This is a genomic window from Pseudomonas sp. ok266, from assembly GCF_900110195.1.
GTDB lineage: Bacteria > Pseudomonadota > Gammaproteobacteria > Pseudomonadales > Pseudomonadaceae > Aquipseudomonas > Aquipseudomonas neuropathica.
Genome location: NZ_FOCU01000001.1, coordinates 346,266 through 369,542, shown reverse-complemented (window position 1 = coordinate 369,542; position 23,277 = coordinate 346,266). Strand labels below are relative to the sequence as shown.

At 55.6% G+C, this 23,277-nt stretch carries 21 protein-coding genes and 1 pseudogene; 12 read left to right on the top strand and 10 right to left on the bottom strand.

The window, feature by feature from the left end; all coding sequences use genetic code 11:
* The first annotated feature begins 70 nt into the window (after positions 1-70).
* The 9 genes from BMY54_RS01720 to BMY54_RS01680 all read left to right on the top strand — a co-directional run bounded on the left by BMY54_RS01720 (position 71) and on the right by BMY54_RS01680 (position 8,199).
* The gene (locus BMY54_RS01720; protein ID WP_093429697.1) at positions 71-1,171 is read left to right on the top strand and encodes a multiubiquitin domain-containing protein; all 1,101 of its coding nucleotides are present in this window, start codon (positions 71-73) and stop codon (positions 1,169-1,171) included.
* Entirely contained in the window at positions 1,168-2,556 is a 1,389-nt protein-coding gene (locus BMY54_RS01715) for a ThiF family adenylyltransferase (protein ID WP_093429696.1), read from the top strand. Before BMY54_RS01720 ends, BMY54_RS01715 begins: the two co-directional genes overlap by 4 nt.
* On the top strand, positions 2,550-2,885 hold the full coding sequence (locus BMY54_RS30785) for a ubiquitination-like system serine protease family protein (protein ID WP_093429695.1): 336 nt from the start codon (positions 2,550-2,552) through the stop codon (positions 2,883-2,885). The genes BMY54_RS01715 and BMY54_RS30785 overlap by 7 nt, the downstream gene beginning before the upstream one ends.
* Positions 2,886-3,035: 150 nt before the next feature.
* Positions 3,036-4,724, top strand: coding sequence for a hypothetical protein (locus BMY54_RS01705; RefSeq protein WP_175559541.1), 1,689 nt, complete (start codon positions 3,036-3,038; stop codon positions 4,722-4,724).
* Positions 4,725-4,838: 114 nt separating this feature from the next.
* The gene (locus BMY54_RS01700; protein WP_093429693.1) at positions 4,839-5,297 is read left to right on the top strand and encodes a TraB/TrbI/VirB10 family type IV secretion system protein; all 459 of its coding nucleotides are present in this window, start codon (positions 4,839-4,841) and stop codon (positions 5,295-5,297) included.
* Between the two features lie 100 nt (positions 5,298-5,397).
* Entirely contained in the window at positions 5,398-5,721 is a 324-nt protein-coding gene (locus BMY54_RS01695) for a hypothetical protein (protein ID WP_093429692.1), read from the top strand.
* Positions 5,722-5,736: 15 nt separating this feature from the next.
* A complete protein-coding gene (locus tag BMY54_RS01690; RefSeq protein WP_093429691.1) occupies positions 5,737-6,945 on the top strand; it encodes a PfkB family carbohydrate kinase in 1,209 nt (402 codons plus the stop codon).
* Positions 6,942-7,547 carry a 7-cyano-7-deazaguanine synthase gene (locus BMY54_RS01685; RefSeq protein ID WP_093429690.1) on the top strand — a complete coding sequence of 202 codons (606 nt, stop codon included), beginning with the start codon at positions 6,942-6,944 and terminating at the stop codon, positions 7,545-7,547. Before BMY54_RS01690 ends, BMY54_RS01685 begins: the two co-directional genes overlap by 4 nt.
* Entirely contained in the window at positions 7,525-8,199 is a 675-nt protein-coding gene (locus BMY54_RS01680; protein ID WP_093429689.1) for a nitroreductase family protein, read from the top strand. The genes BMY54_RS01685 and BMY54_RS01680 overlap by 23 nt, the downstream gene beginning before the upstream one ends.
* On the opposite strand, the gene BMY54_RS01675 is transcribed toward BMY54_RS01680, so the two are convergent.
* Together BMY54_RS01675 and BMY54_RS01670 are read right to left on the bottom strand one after the other, a co-directional pair.
* A complete protein-coding gene (locus BMY54_RS01675) occupies positions 8,140-8,973 on the bottom strand; it encodes an 8-oxoguanine DNA glycosylase (protein WP_093429688.1) in 834 nt (277 codons plus the stop codon). The two genes, BMY54_RS01680 and BMY54_RS01675, sit on opposite strands and share 60 nt — an antisense overlap.
* Positions 8,973-9,611, bottom strand: coding sequence for a DNA adenine methylase (locus tag BMY54_RS01670; protein WP_224790805.1), 639 nt, complete (start codon positions 9,609-9,611; stop codon positions 8,973-8,975). The genes BMY54_RS01675 and BMY54_RS01670 overlap by 1 nt, the downstream gene beginning before the upstream one ends.
* Before the next feature lie 318 nt (positions 9,612-9,929).
* Here BMY54_RS01670 and BMY54_RS01665 point away from each other — a divergent pair, with 318 nt between their 5' ends.
* On the top strand, positions 9,930-10,325 hold the full coding sequence (locus BMY54_RS01665) for a DUF6957 family protein (protein WP_093429687.1): 396 nt from the start codon (positions 9,930-9,932) through the stop codon (positions 10,323-10,325).
* On the opposite strand, the gene BMY54_RS01660 is transcribed toward BMY54_RS01665, so the two are convergent.
* The 5 genes from BMY54_RS01660 to BMY54_RS01640 form a co-directional block, all read right to left on the bottom strand.
* Positions 10,294-11,214: a hypothetical protein gene (locus BMY54_RS01660; RefSeq protein WP_139213373.1), complete on the bottom strand. Its 921-nt coding sequence runs from the start codon at positions 11,212-11,214 to the stop codon at positions 10,294-10,296. The two genes, BMY54_RS01665 and BMY54_RS01660, sit on opposite strands and share 32 nt — an antisense overlap.
* A 571-nt stretch (positions 11,215-11,785) precedes the next feature.
* Positions 11,786-12,901: a TniQ family protein gene (locus BMY54_RS31160; RefSeq protein WP_093429685.1), complete on the bottom strand. Its 1,116-nt coding sequence runs from the start codon at positions 12,899-12,901 to the stop codon at positions 11,786-11,788.
* Positions 12,859-13,749, bottom strand: a complete 891-nt coding sequence (locus tag BMY54_RS01650; RefSeq protein ID WP_093429684.1) for a TniB family NTP-binding protein — start codon at positions 13,747-13,749, stop codon at positions 12,859-12,861. The genes BMY54_RS31160 and BMY54_RS01650 overlap by 43 nt, the downstream gene beginning before the upstream one ends.
* The gene (locus BMY54_RS01645) at positions 13,746-15,671 is read right to left on the bottom strand and encodes a Mu transposase C-terminal domain-containing protein (RefSeq protein WP_093429683.1); all 1,926 of its coding nucleotides are present in this window, start codon (positions 15,669-15,671) and stop codon (positions 13,746-13,748) included. The genes BMY54_RS01650 and BMY54_RS01645 overlap by 4 nt, the downstream gene beginning before the upstream one ends.
* Positions 15,668-16,213: a TnsA endonuclease N-terminal domain-containing protein gene (locus BMY54_RS01640; protein WP_093429971.1), complete on the bottom strand. Its 546-nt coding sequence runs from the start codon at positions 16,211-16,213 to the stop codon at positions 15,668-15,670. The genes BMY54_RS01645 and BMY54_RS01640 overlap by 4 nt, the downstream gene beginning before the upstream one ends.
* A 258-nt stretch (positions 16,214-16,471) precedes the next feature.
* Between BMY54_RS01640 and BMY54_RS01635 the strand changes: the two are divergent.
* Positions 16,472-17,119, top strand: a pseudogene (locus BMY54_RS01635) (ATP-binding protein); the annotation flags it as partial.
* Here BMY54_RS01635 and BMY54_RS01630 read toward each other — a convergent pair.
* From BMY54_RS01630 to BMY54_RS01620, 3 genes are all read right to left on the bottom strand, one after another.
* Positions 17,116-18,330: an aldose 1-epimerase family protein gene (locus tag BMY54_RS01630; RefSeq protein WP_093429682.1), complete on the bottom strand. Its 1,215-nt coding sequence runs from the start codon at positions 18,328-18,330 to the stop codon at positions 17,116-17,118. The pseudogene BMY54_RS01635 and the gene BMY54_RS01630 sit on opposite strands and share 4 nt — an antisense overlap.
* A 219-nt stretch (positions 18,331-18,549) precedes the next feature.
* Positions 18,550-20,526, bottom strand: a complete 1,977-nt coding sequence (locus BMY54_RS01625) for a methyl-accepting chemotaxis protein (protein WP_007920409.1) — start codon at positions 20,524-20,526, stop codon at positions 18,550-18,552.
* Positions 20,527-20,710: 184 nt separating this feature from the next.
* Positions 20,711-21,631 carry a LysR substrate-binding domain-containing protein gene (locus BMY54_RS01620; protein ID WP_093429681.1) on the bottom strand — a complete coding sequence of 307 codons (921 nt, stop codon included), beginning with the start codon at positions 21,629-21,631 and terminating at the stop codon, positions 20,711-20,713.
* A 158-nt stretch (positions 21,632-21,789) separates the two neighbouring features.
* On the opposite strand from BMY54_RS01620, the gene BMY54_RS01615 reads away from it, so the two are divergent.
* Entirely contained in the window at positions 21,790-23,184 is a 1,395-nt protein-coding gene (locus BMY54_RS01615) for a NorM family multidrug efflux MATE transporter (RefSeq protein WP_093429680.1), read from the top strand.
* The last annotated feature ends 93 nt before the right edge of the window (positions 23,185-23,277 follow it).

The window sequence follows — 23,277 nt, the reverse complement described above, 5'->3', positions numbered from 1 at the left end:
ACGTGAAAAGAAATGGCTTCGTTTGAGGTCATTAACCGCCCTCTGGGGCAACCGTTTGGAGAAACAAACCATGCAAGTTACCTCCCAAAACCATCACAGCGGCTTCGTAATTGAAGTGGCTGGCAAGAACCTCGACTTCCGCAAGGTAACCATCGAGGATCAAACTCCCACTGGCGCGCAGATTGCGGCGGCGGCTGGCTTTAAACCGGATCAACTGGCCATCGTCTTGCAGCTGCTGGCTTCCGGGGCCATGGAAGACATCCGTCCTGATGAGATCGTCACGCTCACCCAAGACCCCACCCGCTTCCTGGTAGCGGAGACGGATCGCGCCTACTTTCTCACAGTAGATGGCGCTCGTCTGGAATGGCCGTTCGAGCAAATCACCGGCTATCAGGTTCGCAAACTGGCAGAGGTAGGTGATAACAAACGCCTGCTGCTGGAGCGTGAGGATGAAGCCGACTTGGAAATTCAAGCCACCGACTTCGTCAACTTGGATAAGTCCGGCATTGAGCGCTTCGTTACTCGCAAAGCAGTGTGGAAGCTCAACGTTCAAGGGGTCGTCCTTGAGATCGATACTCCAACGATATCGGTACGCGACGCCGTAGTACGCGCAGGCATGAATCCAAATGAAGGTTGGCACATCTACTTCAAAGTCGAGAGTCAACCAAAGGTGGAGAAAACGCTCGACGACATCATCGACTTGCGGACACCGGGCATCGAAAAACTGCGCCTGACACCCAAGGATGTGGGCAATGGTGAGGTACCTGTGCCGCCACGTCGCTTCTTCAGTCTGCTCCCTGTCGATGAGCAGCATCTGGATCGGACTGCGGGTCACTGGGAAGCGTGCTTGACCCCGGAGGGGAATCGTTGGTTAGTAATCAATGATTACCCCTTGCCGCAGGGCTATACCCATCAGCACGTGCGGCTGGCACTCCAAATCCCGGCTGGGTATCCCTCCACAGAGATCGACATGTTCTACCTGTATCCAGCCGTCGGCCTCACCAGTGGCGTCGCCATCCCGTGCGCGGATTACACAGTGGTTATCGATGGTATGTCTTTCCAGCGGTGGTCTCGTCATCGCAGTGCACATCCATGGAATCCAGCTACCGACAACGTCATTACTCATTTAGCACTGGTTGAGGGCTGCCTCCTCAAGGAGATCGGTGAATGAGTATCGACTCTCGTCTTGTGCTGACGGAGGAGATTCATGCCTCGCTTCGGGAACATTTGTTCCCGGGCGATGGCCTAGAAGCCGCCGCCATACTCGTGTGCACGCGCTTTGAGGGAGAGCACCTGAAACTGCTCTCAAAGCACCTGATAACCGTACCCTACGCCGAATGCGAACGGCGTGACGCTGACTACATAAGCTGGCCTGGCCGGTATCTCGAACAAGCCATCGACCTTGCAGAGAGTGAATCCCATTCAATTATCTTGGTTCACTCCCATCCTGGCAGCTACTTCGAGTTTTCCGAGGTAGATGACCAAAGCGATGCCAAAACCATACCGTGTTTAATTCAAGGCGTTGACGCCATTCATGGCTCAGCAATCATGGTGCCAAGTGGCGCGATGCGCGCTCGGGTCTACGACCCGCAAAACCACTGCACACCGATCGCTCTAGTCACGGTTGCAGGCGATGACCTTAAATACTGGTGGGGATCTGTCCCTCCGCCATCTCAACCCGTGGTCGCCTTTACCTCCGGCATGACAGCAGCCCTGAGTCGGCTGAGCGCTGTCGTCATTGGGGTCTCTGGCACTGGCTCAATCGTGGCCGAACAGGTCGCAAGACTTGGTTTCGGCGAGGTCATCCTCATTGATCACGATCAGCTTGAAGAGAAGAACCTCAACCGGATTCTGAATGCCACACTTCAAGATGCTCTGGCGGGTCGACCAAAGGTGGAAATGTTCGCGCAAGCCATCAACCGTATTCGCGCGGTACCGTTCACCAAATCAATCAACGCCTCCATCCTGACACGTGAAGCGGTTCTCGCAGCCGCAGGCGCCGATGTCATTTTCTGCTGCGTCGACACTCACCAGGCGCGGATGGTCGCGGATCTGATATCCACGACGTTCCTTATTCCGCTGTTTGACGTGGGAGTGAAGATTCCTACTCGTAAAGATGGTGATGATCACTGGATCATCACGGACGTGGTCGGCCGGATTGATTATGTGAAACCCGGTGGCTCGTCACTGGGTGATCGCGGCGTGTACACCCCTCAAACGTTGCTAGCCGAATATCTTCATCAGGTGGATCCGCAAGCGCACAAGGATCAAGTGGAGCGCGGATACATCACCGGTATGCAGGAGGAAGCGCCTGCCGTGATCACGCTCAACATGCGTGCAGCATCAGCGTGCGTATCTGAATTCATCGCGCGAGCCTTCCCATATCGAGAAGATAAGAACGGCAAGTATGCGCGCACTATTTTTACATTATCAGGCTGTGAGGAGGACTACTTCAACGAAACAGCCTACTCCCCTAGCCCGAAGTCGCAGCTAGCCCAGAGCTGCAAAGAGCCGCTGCTCGGCCTTCCTGACCTGAGTGCGAGGACACCATGCTGAAAAAATTATTTCAGTACGTTGTGAGCAAGCTAGACCCATTGCTTCCGGCGAGAACGCTCGTGGTGATCGAGGGGGATTCGTTGCCAGCAAAAATGCCGATGCGATCACTCGTTTTGGCCAGAGATGGGCAAGAGGACTGGTGTGTGGGATTCAAATGCCCCTGCGGTTGTGGACACACTATTGAACTCTTGTTGATCGAGGAAGCCCGGCCCAGATGGGATTGCGAACTTGATAAGCACGGTCATCCCTCTCTCCACCCTTCCGTATGGCTAAAAAGCGGCTGCAAGTCTCACTTTTGGATTCGTCACGGAAAAGTACATTGGGCTTAGTCCCAGACCTCAATGTTTCACCTAGCCCTGCATAACGCCGTCCGCTTGAGGTAGGCGGTTTTATGCAGGATTAAGAGCGGAATTTTCAGACTAAGGGGCTGTAAGGTGGGGCCAGTTAAACGTGTTGAGTTCTCCTATCCACGATCCGATTTGACTCATCCCGACTCTGGCGTGGCGCGCCTTAGCGGTAATTACATCGTCTGGTCGTATGCCCAAATCCGGCACAACATTCGTGCCCGCTCCATGCCTCTTGTGGATGTGTATTTCCGTTCCTTGAAAAAGAACGTTCCCTCGGCAGGCCAATTTGTGAGTCTGCCACTGAGCACCATTCCTCACTATCGGATCGGAACGATCTGGAGGCGGGGTAAATGTGTGTCGGACACATTGATGCAAGAGAGAAAATTCGATGTGGATTTCTCTCCGGAAGGCTGGAGTCTGACATCTCGGTTGGAGCTCAATCAGATGGGTATGGGCCACATCTTCGCTGATCAGGATTACCCCCTGCATTACGGCGAGCGAGACAGCATGAAACTGATCAACTTCAAGCTGCCAAAAGGCAATCTGCTGGTTTCTTGCGTTGACTATTTTGCTAGAGCCTATGCTAGGAACATGGATGTCTGCCGGGCATTGACCACTCTCAAATGGTCAGACGTGATGGACGTGCTTTATGAAGACCCGCGACCTTCTGCTCACCAGTGGCTGGTCAAGCCGTCTCGCAGAATGCGTAACTACGATGCCGTGTATTTGGCTCATCTTATGTATGACAGCTACACCGAGATGCGCACAAAGAAAATCAATTCACAGTTTGCTTCCCGATCCCCGCTACAAAAGGTGAACTTGGAAGCGGAACCGTGGTTTACCGGCCCTGGAACGCTAGAGTGCCGAGGGAAGTGGATTAACGGCGGCAAAACATTTCTTTGCCTCGATTTAGTGGGCTCCAGCGAACCCATCGGGGAAGACATTCAGTGGCAAGCTTTAAAATTTGACTCTACCGATGGGAAGGAGGGTGCTGGGAGATTGGTCATGCCACGTCCGTTAAGATCTGCGCATGCTGAAGAGTTTCTTCAGGAACAGTCTTATGTTGAACCTGACAAGCACTCAGAAATCACGATCGTCAAAGCTCCACCCTTCAAGGCATTGGGGAAGAGGAGGAAGGTTGTCAAAACCAAAAAAATTGTTCCCACAGATAAAGGGAGGCTTGGCCCAAATCCACCAAGGCCTGACTCCCTGGCAGACGGCGACGGTGTCGGTTCCGGCAAGAACGTCGGCAAGGCAGAGCACGTTGCAGAAGCCAAGTTGGAGTCTCACGGGTTTCTGCGTGATATCTGGAACGCTTTCGCATCTCTGAAAAAATGCGAGAAGAACAAAATCACGCGCTTGGATTGGTATACCCCCACTGATGGGTTCAACTCGAGTGAGCCAGCCAAAGTACTTGTGCTGGCTCCCATCGAGAACTCGAAGATTCCCAGTGATGTACGCAGCTGGGTCTACCTCGACCGAGGCACCAATCAGTTGCGCGGCCTATTGGTGCTGCGCATCCAGATCGCCAATGTGGACTACTTCTGCTTCGAGACCCAGCGTAAGGAAATCGAAGGTGATCAAAGCTCAGGGCGTGCAGGGCTATTAATGAAATCGCACGTGTCGAGCGAGGAAGAGTTTTCACAATTCGTAGAGAAGTTGAGCTCCTCAATCCGGTACAAAAAGGGCGTCTTTAAAAATATGGCCAACTTCTTCCCCCAAGGCTTCGAAACCTTTAATCACACCCAGAAAGACAAGCAGGTTCGTTATCGCAACCGGCTAATAGGTGCGTTTAGAAAGCTGGGAGTGGAGCTTGTATGAGTGCCACCTGCGCAGCAGTGCTCCACCAGATTTTGCATGCGCTTGAACTGGACAGTCCGGGCACGTACGGCTGGGTTTCTGAATCATTTCTACATTGAAGCACTGGAGATAACTATGCGTTTTAAAAAGCTGACTGCCGTATTGGCAATGGTTCAGGTGCTGATTCTTTCGGGTTCTGCCTCGGCTCAGCAACTGGTCAATGACACGGCGATCAAAGCTCAATTACACCAACCTCAACCGTATGAACTGACGCAGGGAACCTTCATCAATCTGACGCTGGAGCGTGTCGATCCTGATCAAGTATCGGCAATGGTTTACCAGAACGTCTACGACAACTTCGAGAACATCACCATTCCGAAAGGCAGTCGTTTGCTCGGGCGCCAAGTCGCCAAGGTCAACAACACTCGCGATGTTTACTTCGATGAAATTCAGCTCAGTAGTACGGGAGAAACCTACACTCTCGAACCGCCATTGCAAGCGACTGGGCCTCTGGGAGAAGCTGGTATTGTGGACTTCAAGCCCGCTGCGATTGCCGGAACGATGTTGCGAAAAGATCTGATATTTCCCCACTAAGGTGAAATATCAATTGGTCAAATCAACCGGCGAGACTGATAGCAATTGGATATCACCTCGTGATATTGCTATGACCCTCGCTTAGCAAAAGGAAATGCTCATGTCCGGTACTGGAGGGCCCCAAGGCCCGACGATTGAAACGCCTGAGGTGTGTGATCAGCTGTCGTTTAGTGCGCAGTTGGCATCCCCCAAGGAAGAGATTGTGGATCAGCTGCACGTCAACGACATCCTGGACATCGTATCCGGGGAACAGAACGGTCAGTCCGTTGTGCATGCACTCTGGCGTGGCAACATCGCCGGCGGAATCGCAGACCCGCGCCTCCAACGCCTGCGGATCTGCATGAGTGAAGGTTACATGTACGCCGCCAGAGTACTCGCTATCAACAACGGCCAAGTACGAGTCCTCATCTATCCCGTCAAGTGAAGCAAGGAGCGCTTTATGATTACCGTCGCAGGTGGTGTGTACAGGGAGCGTTGTCTACGCCCGAGTTGGCAAGAGTACTACGGCTCCGCAGGCAGGGCGGCAACGGCGATTTCTCGTTTTGGGGGTGATGTGGAGCTCCACAGCCCTCTGGACAGCCAGTCGTTGTTCATCATGAGCAACCGCGCAGCACTCGAAGGCTTCACGCTGGAGCCTACCGATGTGCCCCAAAGCGTATCGTTCGATTACACCCATGGCTTGGCCACCCCGCAGATTGCTTATCGTCATGCCGATCCTGCTATCAGCATTCAGGTTGCAGCCCCCCGTGTTCTTCGATTTGGCATGATCGAAGGCACTGTCGTAGTAGATGCCGACTACGCCGTTTACGACCCACAGAGTGCAGACAATCCCGAGTTTTTCAGCGCCAACGGCTCGAAGGCCAAACATTTGGCACTTGTCCTGAATCGCCACGAAGCACAACAGCTGTGTGATTCCGATTTGCCTGTGGAAGAGCTGGCAGCACTGCTTGCCCAAAAAGAAGGCGCGGAAGTAGTCATCATCAAGATGGGGCCGCTGGGCGCGCTGGTGTACGAGCATGGGGCAATTACCTCCGTGCCGGCTTACCGGACGAAGCGTGTCTGGAAGATCGGTTCAGGCGACACCTTTGCTGCCCACTTTGCATACGCGTGGCTAGAGCAGGGACACAACGCCACTGAAGCTGCTGCAATCGCATCCAAGGCCACTGCTTTTTATTGCGAGACTCAGGGATATCCTACGCCCAAGCAACTCAGCGGTTATACACCTGAAGCGCTGGTTGCCTCAGATCGATACCGCAACGGTTTCACACCCCAAGTGTATTTGGCGGGCCCGTTTTTTACCTTGGCTCAACTCTGGATGATCCGCGAAGCGCTAAACGATCTACAAGCGATGGGACTACGGGTTTTCTCCCCCTATCACGACGTAGGGCTTGGCTCGGCTGAAGACGTCGTTGAGTTGGATATTCAGGCAATCCGAGACTGCGATCTGTTGTTTGCCATTGGCGATGGACTGGATTCAGGCACGATCTATGAGATCGGTTACGCCAGGGCTCTAAACAAACCTGTAGTGCTGTACTCGGAGAACGAGTCAGCCCAAGACAAGAAGATGATGGAAGGGTCGGACTGCCTGATCTGTGATGACTACGTGTCATCGATTTATCAGACGGTCTGGGAGGCGATCAAGCTATGAAGATCGCACTTTTGCTTTCAGGGGGCATGGACTCGTTGTCACTAGCCTGGTGGAAACGCCCTGATCTGGCATTTACCCTCAATTACGGTCAGTTGGCAGCGAATGCCGAGATCGCCGCATCCAAAGCTATTTGTGAACGCTTGGGAATTGAGCATTACGTTCTGGAGATTGACTGTCGTAGCCTCGGCTCAGGTGACATGGCCGGTACTACGGCAGATGGTTTGGCCCCTGCCTCAGACTGGTGGCCATACCGCAATCAGATGCTAATTACTTTGGCAGCGATGAAAGCCATTTCGTACGACGTGACGCATCTATGGTTGGGAACTGTGAAGTCGGACGGATCCCACCGAGACGGAACACCCGAGTTCGTGAACGCGATCAGCCAACTGATGTCACTTCAGGAAGGTGGCATGCGCATTGAGGCTCCAGCCATAAAGCTCTCCACGCAAGAGCTTGTTCGCGCATCAGGTATTCCCTCAGGCTATCTGGCATGGGCGCATAGTTGCCATAAAGCCGACGTTCCTTGTGGCAATTGCCGTGGCTGTAACAAGTACTTTGAGGTGTTCGAAGAGGTCGGATATGACTTGGATCGATCTGGGTAATCCATTTCCCAAGCACCCCCACGATCTCTATAAACCGTTTCGGTGGGTCACAGGAAAGATCCAGCATCTGCCGGCGGGGTTACCTGTAGCTTCGCCGGCAGTACTTGAAGCACTTCAGCAGAGAAGGACAGTACGTCAGTTCGCAGCTCTTGAGGACGCGGGGCTAGCTGATTTTCTCTGGTACGCCTGTCGCACTTATGAGTCGTGGCCGTCCGATCTGGGTTTCGAGCTTGAGTACCGCGCCTCACCATCGGCGGGGGCAATCCATCCCATACACCTAGTCATCAAGCGACCCCATGACGAGCGCTGGTGGCTGTATGAACCTAGAGGGCATTTCCTCGCCGAGTTGACTACTGCACCAAAGGCATTTGAAGGACTCTGGGAGCACAGCCAGCAACTTCTCAACGCACCACACGCCACTCTGATCTTATTTCTGGCTGAGCCTGGCAAAGCCTTGGCGAAATATCAGGAAGGGTGCAGTTTGATCTGGAGAGATGCCGGCGCACAGATAGCGACAATGGCGCTCGCTGCGTGCGGCTTAGGGCTGAATTTCTGCCCACTGGGCATCACTGGCGAGCCGTGGGCCAGCGCCCTAGCTGAGGAAAGTCAACTGGTTGGCGTCGGCTTGGCTTTTCTTGGGCTTGCCCCGTGAACGTCGTTCAGGTGAAGTCTGCCCCATGCCCATGATGCTGTGGACCGTCGCCGAGGAAGACATCATTTCTAGCCAGATCAGCGCGTCCAGTTCAGATGCTCGCACACCCAATCCTTTGCTGAGTTGGATGAACTGCTCCTCTAACTCCAGATAATGGCGCTCAACAGTCAAACTCTGTTCAAAGAACTTGCCCAACAGACCTGCGCGCAGAATATGAATGTCGAGAATGGCGACATCGTCTGCGTCCAGCCAGTTGCGCGCCACCCATGAAGCCGTCTTGTAACCGATGCCGGGAATGTCCAGCAGCCAATCTCGTAGGGCTCGCCCCGTACTCAGCGGGGGATACTCGGTTGCCAGTTTGTGCAGTGCTGCAGCTAGGTAACGCGCCTTCTGTTTGGCAAACCGGTAACGAACCGTCCGATCCTCCACCGATATTGGCTCCTTGAGCCATTCCAGTAGCGCTTCCTCTGAAGGTGGCCGATCTCCAAATGCCCCACGCGCTTTGACATGGTGGAAGGCTGCAAGCCCAACACTGGCAGGAATGCCGTGACCTCCCAAGAGGCATGCACCCACTTCTTCTTTCAGAGTCGCACCCAGTTTGTAGTTGATGCGCTCACCTTGCAGCCGTCGGGCGTAGACCTGATACGCCCAATACGCGGGTGTCGGAAAAGCTTCGATTGCACCCCACGGAACACCCGGAATCACTTCCGAGTCTGGCATAGGCAACTCGACATTGAAGACCACGTGGTCCATGAAAATCGCGCCCAGCTGCATCAGGCTGCCTCCTCGGCGTCACCGTATTGTTCCTGCATCCATTGCAGCAAATCATAGCGCTCTGCTGCACTCATGCTGTCGATACGATCTCGTAACCGCGCCTGACGACGCTGAATGGTTTGCCGATCGCGAAATGTTGCTCCCATGTATCTAGAGTCATGCAAACGTGCAGGTGGTTCAAAATTCATCCACACCACCTCCTCGCGTACATCCACGTGAGTTTTGGCTTGGAATTTCACTTTGTGCCAACCCACCAACTGCTCGTCGTAGAGTTCGTTGTCGTAGCCAGAAAGCATCACTTTGCAGGGCAGTGTTTTAAGCAGGTGCAACAGCCGTACATGATCGGCCTCTGAGTAGTCGCAACGGTAGACCTTGGCCCTTCGGCGGGTGTGCGGCACATAGGGAGGGTCAACGTAAACCAGCTCGTCCCCAGTAAACTCAAAGTTTTCTAGAAACCCCAACGCATCGGTTTTTTTAAGCTCACATACCCCTGGCAGCTCCGCGTGCCAACGGTCAATGACCTTCGCATCGAGGTCTATCCCGATGCTGCGCTGCGCAGGTTTCTTGTTGCGCATGACCGCGCCGCCGCCAAGGTGCGACTCAATATAGGTCTGATGCGGTGGCATCAGGTTGATCAAGTGCTGGTAGCACTTGCCTTTCCCGCCTGGATATCTCATGCACTCAAGCATCGTCATATCTGACGATGATGTCAATGAGAGGCGAGAAGGTGTCGACCGACGGTTAAAGGGATCAATGTTGCCATCAGTCGTTGCGGTACTTGCTAGCAAGCCTACAGAACAGCTCACCGCTGCCCTTAAAGCAAAAGAACTACCGATTTAGCCTTTTGACAACCTGGATCGTCACTTCCATCATCAATCTTTCAGTAGCTATTGTTCGTATTTGCGCGCACATAGGCATGCAGAAGCACACGGCCAATTCTCGGGAGTACCTCGCCAATGGATCTCGGAAGACTTGAAAAGCTTATTGGGAGAGACCGGCAGACAGTCAAAGGCTGCAACTTGTCGGCCGATGAGGCTGCCATAGTGGCGCACGGGAAATTTGCGCATCACTCATTCTGTCTTGTGAAAGACTGGGCGATACTCGACCTGGAAATCACCGAAGAAGAGCGGGATATCCTTCTGTCCCGTGGTTTGAAGCCAGTACTTCTATATGCACTACATGTAGTACATGACAGTCGTGGACGCTTTTCCGCTGGGGACTGGGTTCGTAGCTCTTTCCAACAAAGCTATGACAATAACGGTTTTTTTATCACCAAGAACACGGTGTATGTTCTGCTAGGCGATGGCAATCGCCAGCAAATCACCGCGCGTGATCTCCTGAGCCTGCAATGAGCAAGGTCGCTGCCCCTAACGTTTCAGCATCAACGTGCGTTGATCCGTAACTCTCAGCAGACGGCACCCAGAGTGTGCTGCCCGCAAAGTCTACTTCGAATCCTGCCACCTCGCGGAATGAGGCTGGGCGAAAGTCCAACGACTTGCGGTTCGCTCGTCTAATACCATGAAAATAGGCCAACCCTTTGACTATCCACTTCGCCTCAAAGTCTCTGACCTCATAACGATTTTTGAAAAGATCGATCAGCTCTCTTTCGGACTTATGACGCTTAGCAGCTTTCAGCCACTTCTCATTTGGTCGCGGATCCAGCTTCAGATTGAGAGTCTTGTTGAGAAAGTTGATAAAGCCTGTCACCGCCGCTACTTGCCCAGGCCAATGTCGCCAAAAAGACTCAAGCGTACGCTGGGTGGGTAACGCCCCACCAGTCAGTTGTACCTGGTTCAAAAAATTTACCGCCGAACGAATAGCCAGCCGGACTGAACGCAACTGGACGTCGTGTTGACTCAGCTTGGCGATCAAGGCGCGGTGATACTTGGTCAACACATCGCTTTCCCATTGCCCTGTAACTTGAGATAGCAACTCATCCAATCGGCGCTGTTCCGAGTGTGCTTCGCGAGCATCAGCAGTTGCGCGTACCCCATGAGCCTCTACAAGCCACCGCATGGGTACTTCAGCCCTACGCAAGCCACCGGCATGGAAGTGCTCGAGCAGAGCTTCGTAGGAAGGAATACGACCCCATAGATGATCGATCTGGCTAAAGAAGTCGAAGTAAGTATGTACCCTGGCCGCCGCTTTCTTTACATCCATCTCGCGCTCAAGCCATTCGCCAAAGCTCACAAACAACGCGCCTACCTCAGGAGAAGCGAAACCCTGCTGATCTATTGCCAAACGACTTCTAAGCGTACGCCGCCAGTAACAGTGCTCACACTCATGGCCTCGACCCGCCGGCATGTCAGTGCCACATGTGCCACAAGGCCGCGTCCCCTCGTAGCTGCACGGTTTACAAAGTTTCTCTCCCTGCGCACTTTCCACCAGAACTCGATGGCGGCGGCAACTAGGGCACGTAGCAGCGTCGGGACCGCTGCACTTCGGACAAGAACGCAAACCCGTTATTTGATTCTGAGCCAGTTGCCGCGAAAGTTTGCCGCAGACCTCGCAAGGTGCCGGCACTCTAAAATATCGCGCGCATGCCTTACACGCCGGGCCATACTGAGTCATCAGGCCAATCTTGAATTCGACCTTCTGACAGCGCACGCAAGGACGATTTCGCGCGCAACCACCGCATCGAGCGGATAGATCGAATATGGGTAACCTTGCGAAATTTCCACAGCCGGCGCACATCCGTCGCTTGAACAAGCGCGGGTAGCAGGTCGCACAATAGCGCTGGCCCTCATGAACCTTCTTCGCCTTGAGCATTGCCCTGCCGCAGTCACAGCACGTCGGAGTGGTGCTCGCCTGGTCAGAGGCCATTTCGTCTCATCCTTCTCGTCAATCGCAACCACATGCGTAACACCTCCATCTGCGTGCGAGGATGATCATCGTTACGCTGACTAGCCAGATGCGGGGAGTGGACTTTCAACGCGCTCGCCATGCGGATCAAGATGTCCGGTGCTCCATGGGGAGGAACATGAAGGGCATACAAAGGTAAGGCAAGTCGTTTGGCCTCGTGGATGAATATGTCTGGCCCAGCGGTCATCAGCGCCCAAGCTCCCCCAAGCAATTTGGCACGTTCGGGCTGTGCTAAATATTCGAACGGTAAGCCCAGCGATGCGGGTGTTAGGGATGTCGTATCCACACCTAGGTTTTTGCAAAATAGCAGTAGTGTTTGCGAACGTTGTCGGGCAGTAACTTGCAACAAGCTAATCATCGCACGCGCCACCCGCATCCACTGTGTGAAATCCAGAGTGATATTTCCGAATGATCCAGGCGCTGTGACCAATTGATCCGCGTACTGCTGAATAGCAAGCGCGTCTGGCAGAGCCGCCACTCGAGCGCATGCTCCGAGCAAGGCACCACAGGCGTGACATTGGCCCATAAGTTCGCTCGCCTGCAGTAGGCCCGGCTGCAAAGGAGAGTGACATCGCTGGCAACAGTCGATCAAGCCGACGTTGTGGATGGGACAACTCGTGTGCCAAGCCAATCGCCATTGAATTCGGTAAAACGTTTTTCCTTGGGTGAAGCACTCGGGGCAACACTGGAGCCCGCCGGCATGAAACCTACTACGACAACCTAGTACAAGCACCCACGGCCAGACACCAGTCCGCTTCGAAGGGTCATTGACCAGCAACTTCGCGACTCGATCCAGTGTTGAACACTGCAATGTGGTTGCTGTAATCCCAGTGTATGCAGCGAGCACTTCCAACCTTCGAAGCTCGATCCCACGATCAAAATCCTGAGTCCAGATTCGAAATGCCGGCCACACCACGGACGCCAAGTTACTGGGTGAGTAGCCGTGGGCCAGTGCGACGCGCACCAGCCACGAAGACAGCAACTCGTCCGCAATTAGTGATTGAGAAAGTGGCCATACAGGCGCTACCCCATCAGCTCCCGGATGCCACGTGTAGGACGCAGCCACGACTTACTCTCGATCAGCTCTCTGTCTATGTGCTCCTTACCCGAAACTATTGCCTCCTTTGCACACTCGACCAACAGGCGATGAATGTCGCCTGTGTTGCCACCGGAAATCGAATGGATCAACTGCGCCTTGTCCGCCTTGTACAACTCCGAAGCACGCTTAAGTGGCAGGATGGCTTCAAAGGCCTTCAACAACCGTTGGAAGTCAGGGTTGAGCTTCCAAAGATTCAGTTTGACCACGTCAAATCGACTGGCATGTTGCGGATCATGATGGAGCACCCTGACGGCATCAGGTGTTCCTACACCAACCACTGGAATAGCCAGCTCGTTACACAGGGCTTTGATGGCATTCATGACCTCTCGTTGCTTGATCGCAGAGCCGGTTAAAAGCGAATGGATTTCATCGATGATCAGCATCCGCACGTTCAGCTCGCGAAAGGAATGGAAGACCTGATAGCGCAATGAAACCTTGGAGTCCGTCGTTCGATACGGCATCCAAAGGCGATCCAATAATGCGATATAAAAGTCCTTTTCATCGGCGGATGCCGGTGCTTCGGCAAGGATCACGGGCCGCACTGGATCGGCATTTTCGTTGACGTAGCCTTCACCGTGAGTCTTCATGAACTGGCGCACGATAGTTGTTTTGCCGTTGTTAGAATCGCCGACAATCAGCAGATTTTGCATGCGGGGTCGCTTGGGCATATCGAACAAGTAACCGAGGTTCTCCAGGATATTATGAGCGGCTCCATAACCAATCCAGCGTGGCTCACCCATGAACAAAATACGCTCACGATCTGAGAGCTGAAGAACCGGTCGAAAATCCGGCAGAAGATGCGCGTACTCACTCATGAAATGTCACCGATCAATTCAACGTCATCGAGCAGTAGGCCGTCTGGCGATGCGGGCAAATCCGCGACAACTTGGGCTACAGATCTCTTGGGGGATGCAGGAGTAACGTTTTTCCCGTGCACCTTGAGCTTCTGGGCATCCCTACGTGCTTTTTTGGTCATCTGAGAGGCACTTTTCACCAGCTCACGATTCTCCATTATTAGTCTGGATATCGTCGCTTCGTCGATGTTCTCTCGCCCCTCGTCCACCGCCTTTTTCTTAGCGGCCCTGAACTCCCAAACGGTAGCTGCAGGGAAAGCCTGGTTTGCGACTGGAACGCGAAAATATTGCTTAAGTAATGGGTCGAAGAACCAAATGACACTTATGTCACGCGGATCTCGCCGGAAAATGAATTTCCTCGCTAGGCCAGTTTCAGGATCAGTGGTGTTGATCCAGTGTCGCAAGGCCTCGGAGTAATAGAACACGTCGATCTGGACGCCGTAGGTCTGTACGGTACGATGAAAAGACGGCAGGAAGTCCAACTGCACCGTTAGCGCATCATCTGGGCGCGGCGGAACACTGACAAGCGGGTCAAGCTCGCGATTCCCAAAGAAGCCCAGCTGCCACTTTCGGGCTGGACTCATGTAAATAGCTGAATGAGGACTCTGGTGGTAGCGGAGGATGGCCCGTACTAACCATCTCTCGAACTCGCCCATCGTCAACGTCGCGTTCTTATCCGAATCGTACCCGTCTCGGTCACTCGTGTTGCTGAACGTTGTGCCAGGTAGCTCGTGCAACATGCGCATGAACGTTCCGAGCAACCGTTCGATATGCCCACCATATTTAGGAACTTTGACCGGGCGAAAGACGTTCTCGATGTTGTAATTCGAGCAAGAACGCCGAACGTTCTCCGCGCGAAAGTCCGGCCCATTATCGGAGTGAACGACTCGCGGAAAGCCCCATACTGGCCAATCACCCTCTACCTGGTGAACGTTGAGCCAGTCCTCCTTCGGCAGCACCGCGTGAGCGATACACATGCCGACGGAGATTTCCGATGGTTCCTCGAGTGCCAGATAGTAGCCAGCGATCATTCGGGAATGCACATCGATGGCAACTGTGAGCCATAAGCGGCCGATGGGTTTGCGATGAAGATCATCAACGACAATCAGGTCGATAGGGGTATGGTCAATCTGGATGACCGCAAGCGGATAGTCAGCCCCCGGAAACTTGCCCACAGACGGTGTGTACCTATTACGAGCCTGATCAGCAAAGCCACGCTTTCTAAGAACCTGCTTTTCGGGAATTTTGGCAATCCGAGCACGGATCGCCGAGGCACCTGGAGGGGTAATACCTTGAGCCTTGGCGCGCATCGCCACTTCCGCGATGGTCGATTGAATGCTCGGTCTTTGAGACTTGAGATAGTGATCGTCGATCACATCCCGGATGATCTTCTCAGCTTCAATCGTCAGCCTCGTTGCCCCACTTTTCCAGCCACGCTTGCGCGGAACCAAGGCGAGAATTTCGTTCCAGTTCTGGTAGCGCTCCAGCCAACGGTAAAGCGTGGCAGTATCAACCCCAACCTCTTTCGCCCGCGCCTCTACGGTATACCTAGGATTAACGGTCTCGTTGATTAGAGGGCTTATTGCCGAGAAGCGCTGCTGCGCGACGGCCCAGTCGTCAGAGTTGATGGTCGCTACATCATGATTGACGTAGAGCCCATCAATTCTTTCTTGCTCGACAGCCCGTAGTTCCGGCACCCGCAACGAAGCACTTACACCGGTTTCTACCTCCACACCGATGACTGTATCGAACCCCAATATTTGAAGGATTCGGTAGATAGTCTTGTCACGACGCACCATCGCGCCGACCTCAATTGCTACACGCGATCTGGACGGCTCGAAAGGGATCAAATGCTCATCGGTATCAATTTCGTAGATGTTCATAAGTGAGGTATCCACAACTCAAGGAACTGATCGAGAGGTTCAGTAATGTCGCACTCGACTCGGCCAGTCGCGATGAGATGCCAAAGAAGGGAAACACCTCTTTCCCGATAAATGCCGTTGAAGTGCCGCGCTAGCAAATAATGCACGGGAGAGATCTCTGTCTCCTGCAGAGTGTTGAGCACCATGTCGATGTCTTCGCGATCAAACGTCATTCGCTCGAAGCGTTCGAGAAAAATGATGTTCTCCAGCGGCAGGCCACGAATTCGGGATTCGTCGTAGATGCTGAATGACCACCCCTGTTCGCTGGCATAACGCCGAGCGGCCTTCCACTTCCCGGACCAAGCTCGCCAGTGCTCACGCCAGAGATACGCAGGTTTCACTTCAACAAGCATTGGCTTGATGTAATCGACATGGCTGTGTCCCCCTTGGTGGTAGTACACCAAGAAGTCGGGAGTGTAGGTCTGAGGTCGACCGTGAGGATCAATAAAATCGATTCTCACCGGCTGGGCGACCACCGATGAAACTCGATGAGAAAACCTCATTCGCTTAAGAAAATCTCGCTCGAGAAGAGATTCAAAGGGAATCCCGCCCGCACCCCGAAATGGCATAACACCCGAGACACTGCGTCTCGTAGGTTTGATACGTCGAACCTGTTTTGGCTGGTCGCAGTTATTTGTAGACATTCTCAATCCTGTCGCAGTTATTTCCGTAATTATTCGCAGCAATTTCAGTAGAGAGAGACGGTGTTATGAGGCCTCTAGCCTAGTCCTTTCGCAGCTATTTCGAAAGCCGACAGCAGCTCGAAACCGCAACCCGGCGAGATTACCCTCGCCCACCATGGCGTGCTGTTTCTCGATGAACTGCCGGAGTTTGATCGCAAGGTGCTGGAGGTGCTGCGCGAGCCGCTGGAGTCCGGGCATATCGTGATTGCCCGGGCCAAGGATCGCGTGCGTTTCCCGGCGCGATTTCAGTTGGTGGCGGCGATGAACCCGTGTCCCTGTGGATATCTCGGCGAGCCGAGCGGCAAGTGTTCCTGCACGCCAGACATGGTGCAGCGCTATCGCAACAAACTGTCGGGGCCGTTGCTGGACCGGATCGACTTGCACCTGACCGTGGCGCGGGAAGCGACGGCGTTGAACCCGCAGGTGAAGCCGGGAGAAGATAGCGCCAGCGCCGCAGCACTGGTAGCCGAGGCTCGCGAACGACAGCAGAAGCGTCAGGGCTGTGCCAATGCGTTTCTCGATCTGCCGGGATTGAAGCGGCACTGCAAGTTATCCACAGCCGATGAAACCTGGCTGGAGTCCGCCTGTGAGCGACTGACGTTGTCGCTGCGCTCGGCCCATCGCCTGCTCAAGGTCGCCCGGACACTGGCAGACCTCGAGCAAGTCGATGCAATCAAACGCGAACACTTGGCCGAGGCGCTGCAATATCGGCCGGCGACACCTTAATGCTCGGTCAGATCCACCAGCGGCGTCTGCCGCACTTCAGTTTCGCGCCCGGCCTGAATCTCGGTCACGCGCTTCAAGGCGTTATCCACAGCACCTTTGTCCGCGAGCAGGCTGTAGCTGATCTGGAACTGTTTTTGTTCTTTGGGCGCGATGGTCGGCACCAGATTCAGCGGACGCTGATAGCGACGGTTGTAGGAAAAACTGGTGCCCGGCTCCAGCCCGGTGACATAGCCCTGGCCTTGAGTGTCGGTATTTTTCCACAGGGAGAACACCGGCAACTGCTGGGTATTGAAGCCAACGGAAACACCGAGGCTGCCCGCCTTGTTATGCAGAACAGTCAGGGTTTCGCCTTTGGCGTCGGCATAGGGCACGACGTTGTAGACGGTTTCGTCGTAGTCCTTGGTCGGCGCGCGATAGGTCTGCCAGTCCGCAAGATCACCCTTGGCCTTGTCGTTGAAAGGCGAGACCTGTTTTACCGGTGCAGCAAAACGGGCGCCTTGCTCGAGAAACGGCGTACTGAAGTTGCTGTGGTACAGCGCCTGGTATTCCTTCGGATAATCACCGTTGTTGGTCAGCGTATCGTTGAGTGCGAAACGCACACTGCCGGGTTCGGTGACCAGTTCAGTGACGACCGAGAAGTCGACTTTCTTGAAGGCCTGTTCTTTCAATTCGCCATGCAGGCTGATGGCGTAGGGCGGCTTTTCATCGATGTGCAGCGTGACGGTGCTGGCCGGGATGTTGGCGGCGCGGCCGTGCAAGGTCAGCAGTTCGCCATTGTCGATGCCGGGATGGCCGACCCATTCGTAACCGCAGCGGGCGACCAGTTCATTGAAGCCTTCCAGCCAACCCAGGCCACCACGCCCGTTGAGCTCGATAAAGGCCGGGTTGACCACGTCCTTGACCGGCGAATCCCAACCCATCCGCACGTTGCCGACAGAAGCCTGCAAGACGTTCATGCCTCGGGTGGGCACCACCGAGAGTTTCATCGCGCCGTTATCGATATCGACGATGCTGACGCCTTCTTGCCGCCCACCGTGCAAGGTACGCAGGCTCACGGAGAAGGGTTTGGCGGTTTTCACGCCGAGCTGCTCACTGGTGATGGTCCAGTTTTGCGCGGGCTTGTTGGTATCGAGAAGGACGTAATCCCAAGCCATGGCGTGGGAAGCAGCAGAGAATGCGCCGAGGGCGACGGCGAGTTTGAGCGGGGTCATGGCAGCAGCCTTTATTGGAGTTGTGCCATTTTTATAGCGCTGCGGAAACGTTTCAGCAAGTGTAACGGAGCTTGCGATCGTGTGATTTATCAAGAATTGGCAGGGATGCCTTCGCGAGCAAGCTCGCTCCCACAAGGTTTTGGGGTGTTCACACAATTTGTGAGCTACCCCGGAAAATGTGGGAGCGAGCTTGCTCGCGAAAGCTATATCAAGGCTGTATCAACGGAAGCGATCAACCTCGGAACGCAAATCCGCCGCCAGTTTCTCCAGCTCTTTAGCCGTCACCGCCAGGTTCGACACAACCTCACGCTGCTCACTGTTGGCCAGTGCGATGCTCTGCAAATTGCTGCTCAACAACGTCGCGGTGCTGCTCTGCTCCTGAGTGGCCGTGGTAATCGCGGCAAACTGCTGTCCCGCCGAACGGCTCTGTTCATCGATTCGCGCCAGCGCCGACGCCACGTTGGCGTTGCGCGACAAACCTTCCTGCATCAGCACATTGCCCTGCTCCATGGTGCTGATCGCGTTACCGGTTTCCTGCTGGATGCTGTGGATCATGCTGGAAATTTCATCAGTCGCCTGACGAGTACGCGAGGCCAGGCTGCGCACTTCATCGGCTACCACGGCGAAGCCGCGACCTTGTTCACCGGCACGTGCCGCTTCAATCGCGGCGTTGAGCGCCAGCAAGTTAGTCTGTTCGGCAATCGAAGTAATCACACCGACAATGCCGCCAATTTCCTGCGAACGCTGACCGAGGGTGTTGATCACGGTAGCGGTGCTGTTCAGGGCGCCAGCGATTTGCTCCAGCGAGGACGACGCTTCTTCCATCGAGCTGCGGCCAATCTGCGTTTGCTGGGCATTTTCCTGCGCCAGACGCTGGGTCGCGCCCATGTTGTCGGCGATGTTCAACGACGTCGCACTGAACTCTTCCACCGCGCCGGCCATGCTGGTGATTTCGCCAGATTGTTGCTCCATGCCTTCATACGCACCACCGGACAAACCGGACAGGGCCTGGGCACGGCTATTGACCTCTTCCGAAGAGCGGCGGATGTGCTCGACCATGGTCGACAGCGCCTGGCTCATCTGGTTGAACGCGCGCGACAACTGACCGATTTCATCGTTGCTCGATACGTTCAGGCGAACGCTCAGATCACCGGCGCCCAAGGCCTCGGCCTGACGCACCAGATCCCCCAGAGGCGCCAGTTTGCTGCGCAGCAGCCAGACCACAGATCCGACCGCCAGCAGCATCGCCAACAGACTGCCAATGGCCAGTTGCGTACCCACGCTCCAGGTCACCGCGCGGATCTCGGCTTTCGGCATGCTCGCCACGACCGACCATGGTCCGCCATCGAACGGCACGGCAATGCTGTAGAAATCTTCCGAGGTGTCGCTCCAGAACTCACCCTTGCCCGGCTTTGCAGCCAAACCTTTGATCACCGGAACGGCTTGATCCAGCGCCTGCACCCCCGCCGGCGCGACCAGCCATTTGTTTTGCTCGTCGAGCAACGCCAGCGAACCGCTCTGGCCAATGCGGAAGCGCTTGAGGTTATCGAACTGGATGTTCTGCGCGTCGGTGTAATCGAAGCCGACGAACAGCACCGCAATCACCTTGCCGCTGCCATCGCGCACCGGGGTGTATTGGGTCATGTAGGAGCGATCGAACAGCAAGGCGCGACCGACGTAACCCTGCCCCGCCATCAACTTCGCGTAGGCCGGGTGCGCGTGATCGAGCAAGGTGCCGATGGCACGGGTGCCATCCTGTTTGGTCAGCGAAGTGCTGACGCGGATGAAGTCTTCGCCGCTGCGCACGAACAGTGTGGCGACGCCGGCGGTCATCTGCTTGAACTCGTCGACTTCCTTGAAGTTGTTGTTCAGCACTTCGCTGCCCAGATGCAGACCCGGGGTCTGGGTGCCGGCAACATTCACCGGCTCACTCGGGTGAATGCTCAGACCTGCGCTAAAGCGCTTCTCGAACAGCCCGCTCAGGCGCTGGGTGCTTTCACGCAGCGTGCCGTGGAATGTGCTCAGTTGGTCGGCCAGCAGCCGCGCCTCACTGGCCAGATGCTCTTCACGGGTGGCGAGGTTGGCGGAGTCCAGCGAACGCAAGGCGAACACCGTACTGCCACTGATAACTATCGCCAGTATTACAGCGAGCGCGAGGCCCAGCTGCGAGGCGATCCGAGCGCGAGGTTGAGACATGGACAGCTCCTGGCCGAGCCACGGGATCCTCCTTGATCTCGACTCGGAAATTTTTCTGGTTGTGGGGGTGAATCGTGGATACCGGCACGACGGTTCCACAAGCACGTATTCGGCGGTGGATCCAAATACTTGAGCGGAAAACAAGGTTATGGCACAAGGCCGGCATTGTGGCGGCTCTAACGTTTCAGCTCAAGCGCGCGACCGCCGGCAACTCCATGGCGCGGACTTCGCTTTGCAGAAAGTCGCTGAGACGGCGCAAACGTTCACCTCCCGGGCGGGTCTTTGGCCACACAAGGTAGTAATTCAAGCCGCTGGCGACCGCGGTTGGCCACGGCAGGCTCAGCCTTCCCTGCGCCACATCTTCGGCGACCATCAACAGGTCGCCCATCGACACACCGTACCCGCGCGCCGCCGCGATCATGCCCAATTCGAGGGTATCGAACACTTGCCCACCCTTGAGTGACACCTGATCGGACAGCCCCATGTGTTCCAGCCAACTGCGCCAATCGCGACGGTCCGGTGTCGGGTGAAGTAATTCGGTGCAAGCCAGTCGAGCCAGATCCCACGGCTGATCATTCAGCAGGTTTGGCGCCCCCACCGGAATCAGCTCTTCAGGAAACAGCAGGCTGGCCTCCCAGTCCGGCGGAAAATGCCCGTCACTCAACAGCACCGCGCAGTCGAACGGCTCATCGTTGAAGTCCACCGAATCGACGTCCATCCACGCACTGGTCAGTTGCACTTCGTTGCCAAGCTGCAAATGACGGAAGCGACTCAGGCGCGCGAGCAACCAGCGCATGGTCAGGGTCGAGGGCGCTTTCATGCGCAAAATGTCGTCCTCGGCACGCAAGGTATTGCAGGCCCGCTCCAGCGCACTGAAGCCTTCGCGGATCCCGGGCAGCAGCAACCGCGCCGCTTCGGTCAGTTGCAGATTGCGCCCGCTGCGATGAAACAGCCGACAGGCGAAGTGATCTTCGAGGGTCCGAATATGCCGACTCACCGCACTCCGGGTAATCGACAGTTCCTCGGCAGCCCGGGTGAACGAACTATGTCGCGCCGCCGCTTCAAATGCGCGCAGGGCATACAAGGGAGGAAGACGACGAGACATGCAGAAAGCTCCGATAGCGGGATAAAGCCAATCTTAAACCGTTTACCCAGGATGAGTTTTAATCATGCCACCCATCCTTTTTATCCCTTTGTGCAAAGCCCGCCAAGCGCCGAGAATCGACGGTCTCCTGTTCCCTCTGAAATTGAGTGGTGATGACCATGCAGCATCCTGTGCGTACCGAACTCTGGGCCATTCTGCGGCTGGCAGGGCCGTTGATTGCTTCACAGTTGGCGCACATGTTGATGGTACTGACTGACACGTTGATGATGGCGCGCCTGAGTCCTGAAGCGCTTGCGGGCGGCGGTCTCGGTGCGGCGACTTATTCGTTCGTGTCGATTTTCTGCATCGGCGTGATTGCAGCGGTCGGCACATTGGTGGCGATTCGCAAGGGCGCCGGCGACATCATTGGCGCTGCGCGTCTGACCCAGGCCGGATTGTGGCTGGCGTGGCTGATGGCGCTGGGCGCCGGGTTGCTGCTGTGGAACCTGAAACCGGTGTTGCTGCTGTTCGGCCAGACCGAAACCAACGTCAACGCGGCCGGGCAATTCCTGATTGCCCTGCCCTTCGCCCTGCCCGGCTACCTGAGCTTCATGGCCCTGCGCGGTTTCACCAGTGCAATCGGCCGGGCGACACCGGTGATGGTCATCAGCCTGGCCGGCACGGTGGCGAATTTCCTGCTCAATTACGCGCTGATCACCGGCATGTTCGGTCTGCCGAAAATGGGCCTGACGGGCATCGGCCTGGTCACAGCGATTGTCGCCAATTGCATGGCGTTGGCGCTGGCCTGGCATATTCGCCGGCATCCGGCCTATGACGCTTATCCATTGCGCGAAGGCTTGTCGCGGCCCAACCGGCAATATCTCAAAGAACTGTGGCGCCTCGGCCTGCCAATCGGCGGCACCTACGCGGTGGAAGTCGGTTTGTTCGCCTTCGCGGCGTTGTGCATGGGCACCATGGGCAGCACGCAATTGGGCGCGCACCAGATTGCCCTGCAAATTGTCTCGGTGGCGTTCATGGTGCCGGCGGGGATGTCGTACGCGATCACCATGCGCGTCGGCCAGCATTACGGCGCCGGGCAACTGAGTGATGCGCGGATGTCCGGACGGGTCGGGATCGTCTTCGGCGCCGTGGTGATGCTGGGTTTCGCCATGGTGTTCTGGCTGTTGCCGAACCAGTTGGTCGGGTTGTTCCTCGATCACAATGATCCGGCGTTTGCCGAGGTGATTCGCCTGGCGGTGAGCCTGCTGGCAGTGGCGGCGTGGTTCGAGCTGTTCGACGGCACGCAGACGATTGCCATGGGCTGCATTCGTGGCCTCAAGGATGCAAAGACCACGTTTCTGGTCGGGCTCGCTTGCTATTGGCTGATTGGCGCACCGGCGGCATGGTGGATGGCGTTCCATTTGAACTGGGGGCCGACGGGTGTCTGGTGGGGATTGGCGCTGGGCCTGGCGTGTGCGGCGGTGAGTTTGACGCTGGCATTCGAGTGGAAGATGAAGCGGATGATTCGGCTGGAGCCGCAATCTCGGGGCTTCAACATCCCTCAACCTGAATGAAGTTCCCCTGTGGGAGCGAGCTTGCTCGCGAAAGCGGTGTACCTGACACATGTGTATTGAATGTGTCGCAGCCTTCGCGAGCAAGCTCGCTCC

Bases quoted from the DNA above. Each gene is read 5' to 3' on its own strand.
- BMY54_RS01720 (WP_093429697.1), top strand. From the start codon at position 71: ATGCAAGTTACCTCCCAAAACCATCACAGCGGCTTCGTAATTGAAGTG.
- BMY54_RS01715 (WP_093429696.1), top strand. From the start codon at position 1,168: ATGAGTATCGACTCTCGTCTTGTGCTGACGGAGGAGATTCATGCCTCG.
- BMY54_RS30785 (WP_093429695.1), top strand. From the start codon at position 2,550: ATGCTGAAAAAATTATTTCAGTACGTTGTGAGCAAGCTAGACCCATTG.
- BMY54_RS01700 (WP_093429693.1), top strand. From the start codon at position 4,839: ATGCGTTTTAAAAAGCTGACTGCCGTATTGGCAATGGTTCAGGTGCTG.
- BMY54_RS01695 (WP_093429692.1), top strand. From the start codon at position 5,398: ATGTCCGGTACTGGAGGGCCCCAAGGCCCGACGATTGAAACGCCTGAG.
- BMY54_RS01690 (WP_093429691.1), top strand. From the start codon at position 5,737: ATGATTACCGTCGCAGGTGGTGTGTACAGGGAGCGTTGTCTACGCCCG.
- BMY54_RS01685 (WP_093429690.1), top strand. From the start codon at position 6,942: ATGAAGATCGCACTTTTGCTTTCAGGGGGCATGGACTCGTTGTCACTA.
- BMY54_RS01680 (WP_093429689.1), top strand. From the start codon at position 7,525: ATGACTTGGATCGATCTGGGTAATCCATTTCCCAAGCACCCCCACGAT.
- BMY54_RS01675 (WP_093429688.1), bottom strand. From the start codon at position 8,973: ATGCAGCTGGGCGCGATTTTCATGGACCACGTGGTCTTCAATGTCGAG.
- BMY54_RS01665 (WP_093429687.1), top strand. From the start codon at position 9,930: ATGGATCTCGGAAGACTTGAAAAGCTTATTGGGAGAGACCGGCAGACA.
- BMY54_RS01650 (WP_093429684.1), bottom strand. From the start codon at position 13,749: ATGAGTGAGTACGCGCATCTTCTGCCGGATTTTCGACCGGTTCTTCAG.
- BMY54_RS01645 (WP_093429683.1), bottom strand. From the start codon at position 15,671: ATGAACATCTACGAAATTGATACCGATGAGCATTTGATCCCTTTCGAG.
- BMY54_RS01640 (WP_093429971.1), bottom strand. From the start codon at position 16,213: ATGAGGTTTTCTCATCGAGTTTCATCGGTGGTCGCCCAGCCGGTGAGA.
- BMY54_RS01630 (WP_093429682.1), bottom strand. From the start codon at position 18,330: ATGACCCCGCTCAAACTCGCCGTCGCCCTCGGCGCATTCTCTGCTGCT.
- BMY54_RS01625 (WP_007920409.1), bottom strand. From the start codon at position 20,526: ATGTCTCAACCTCGCGCTCGGATCGCCTCGCAGCTGGGCCTCGCGCTC.
- BMY54_RS01620 (WP_093429681.1), bottom strand. From the start codon at position 21,631: ATGTCTCGTCGTCTTCCTCCCTTGTATGCCCTGCGCGCATTTGAAGCG.
- BMY54_RS01615 (WP_093429680.1), top strand. From the start codon at position 21,790: ATGCAGCATCCTGTGCGTACCGAACTCTGGGCCATTCTGCGGCTGGCA.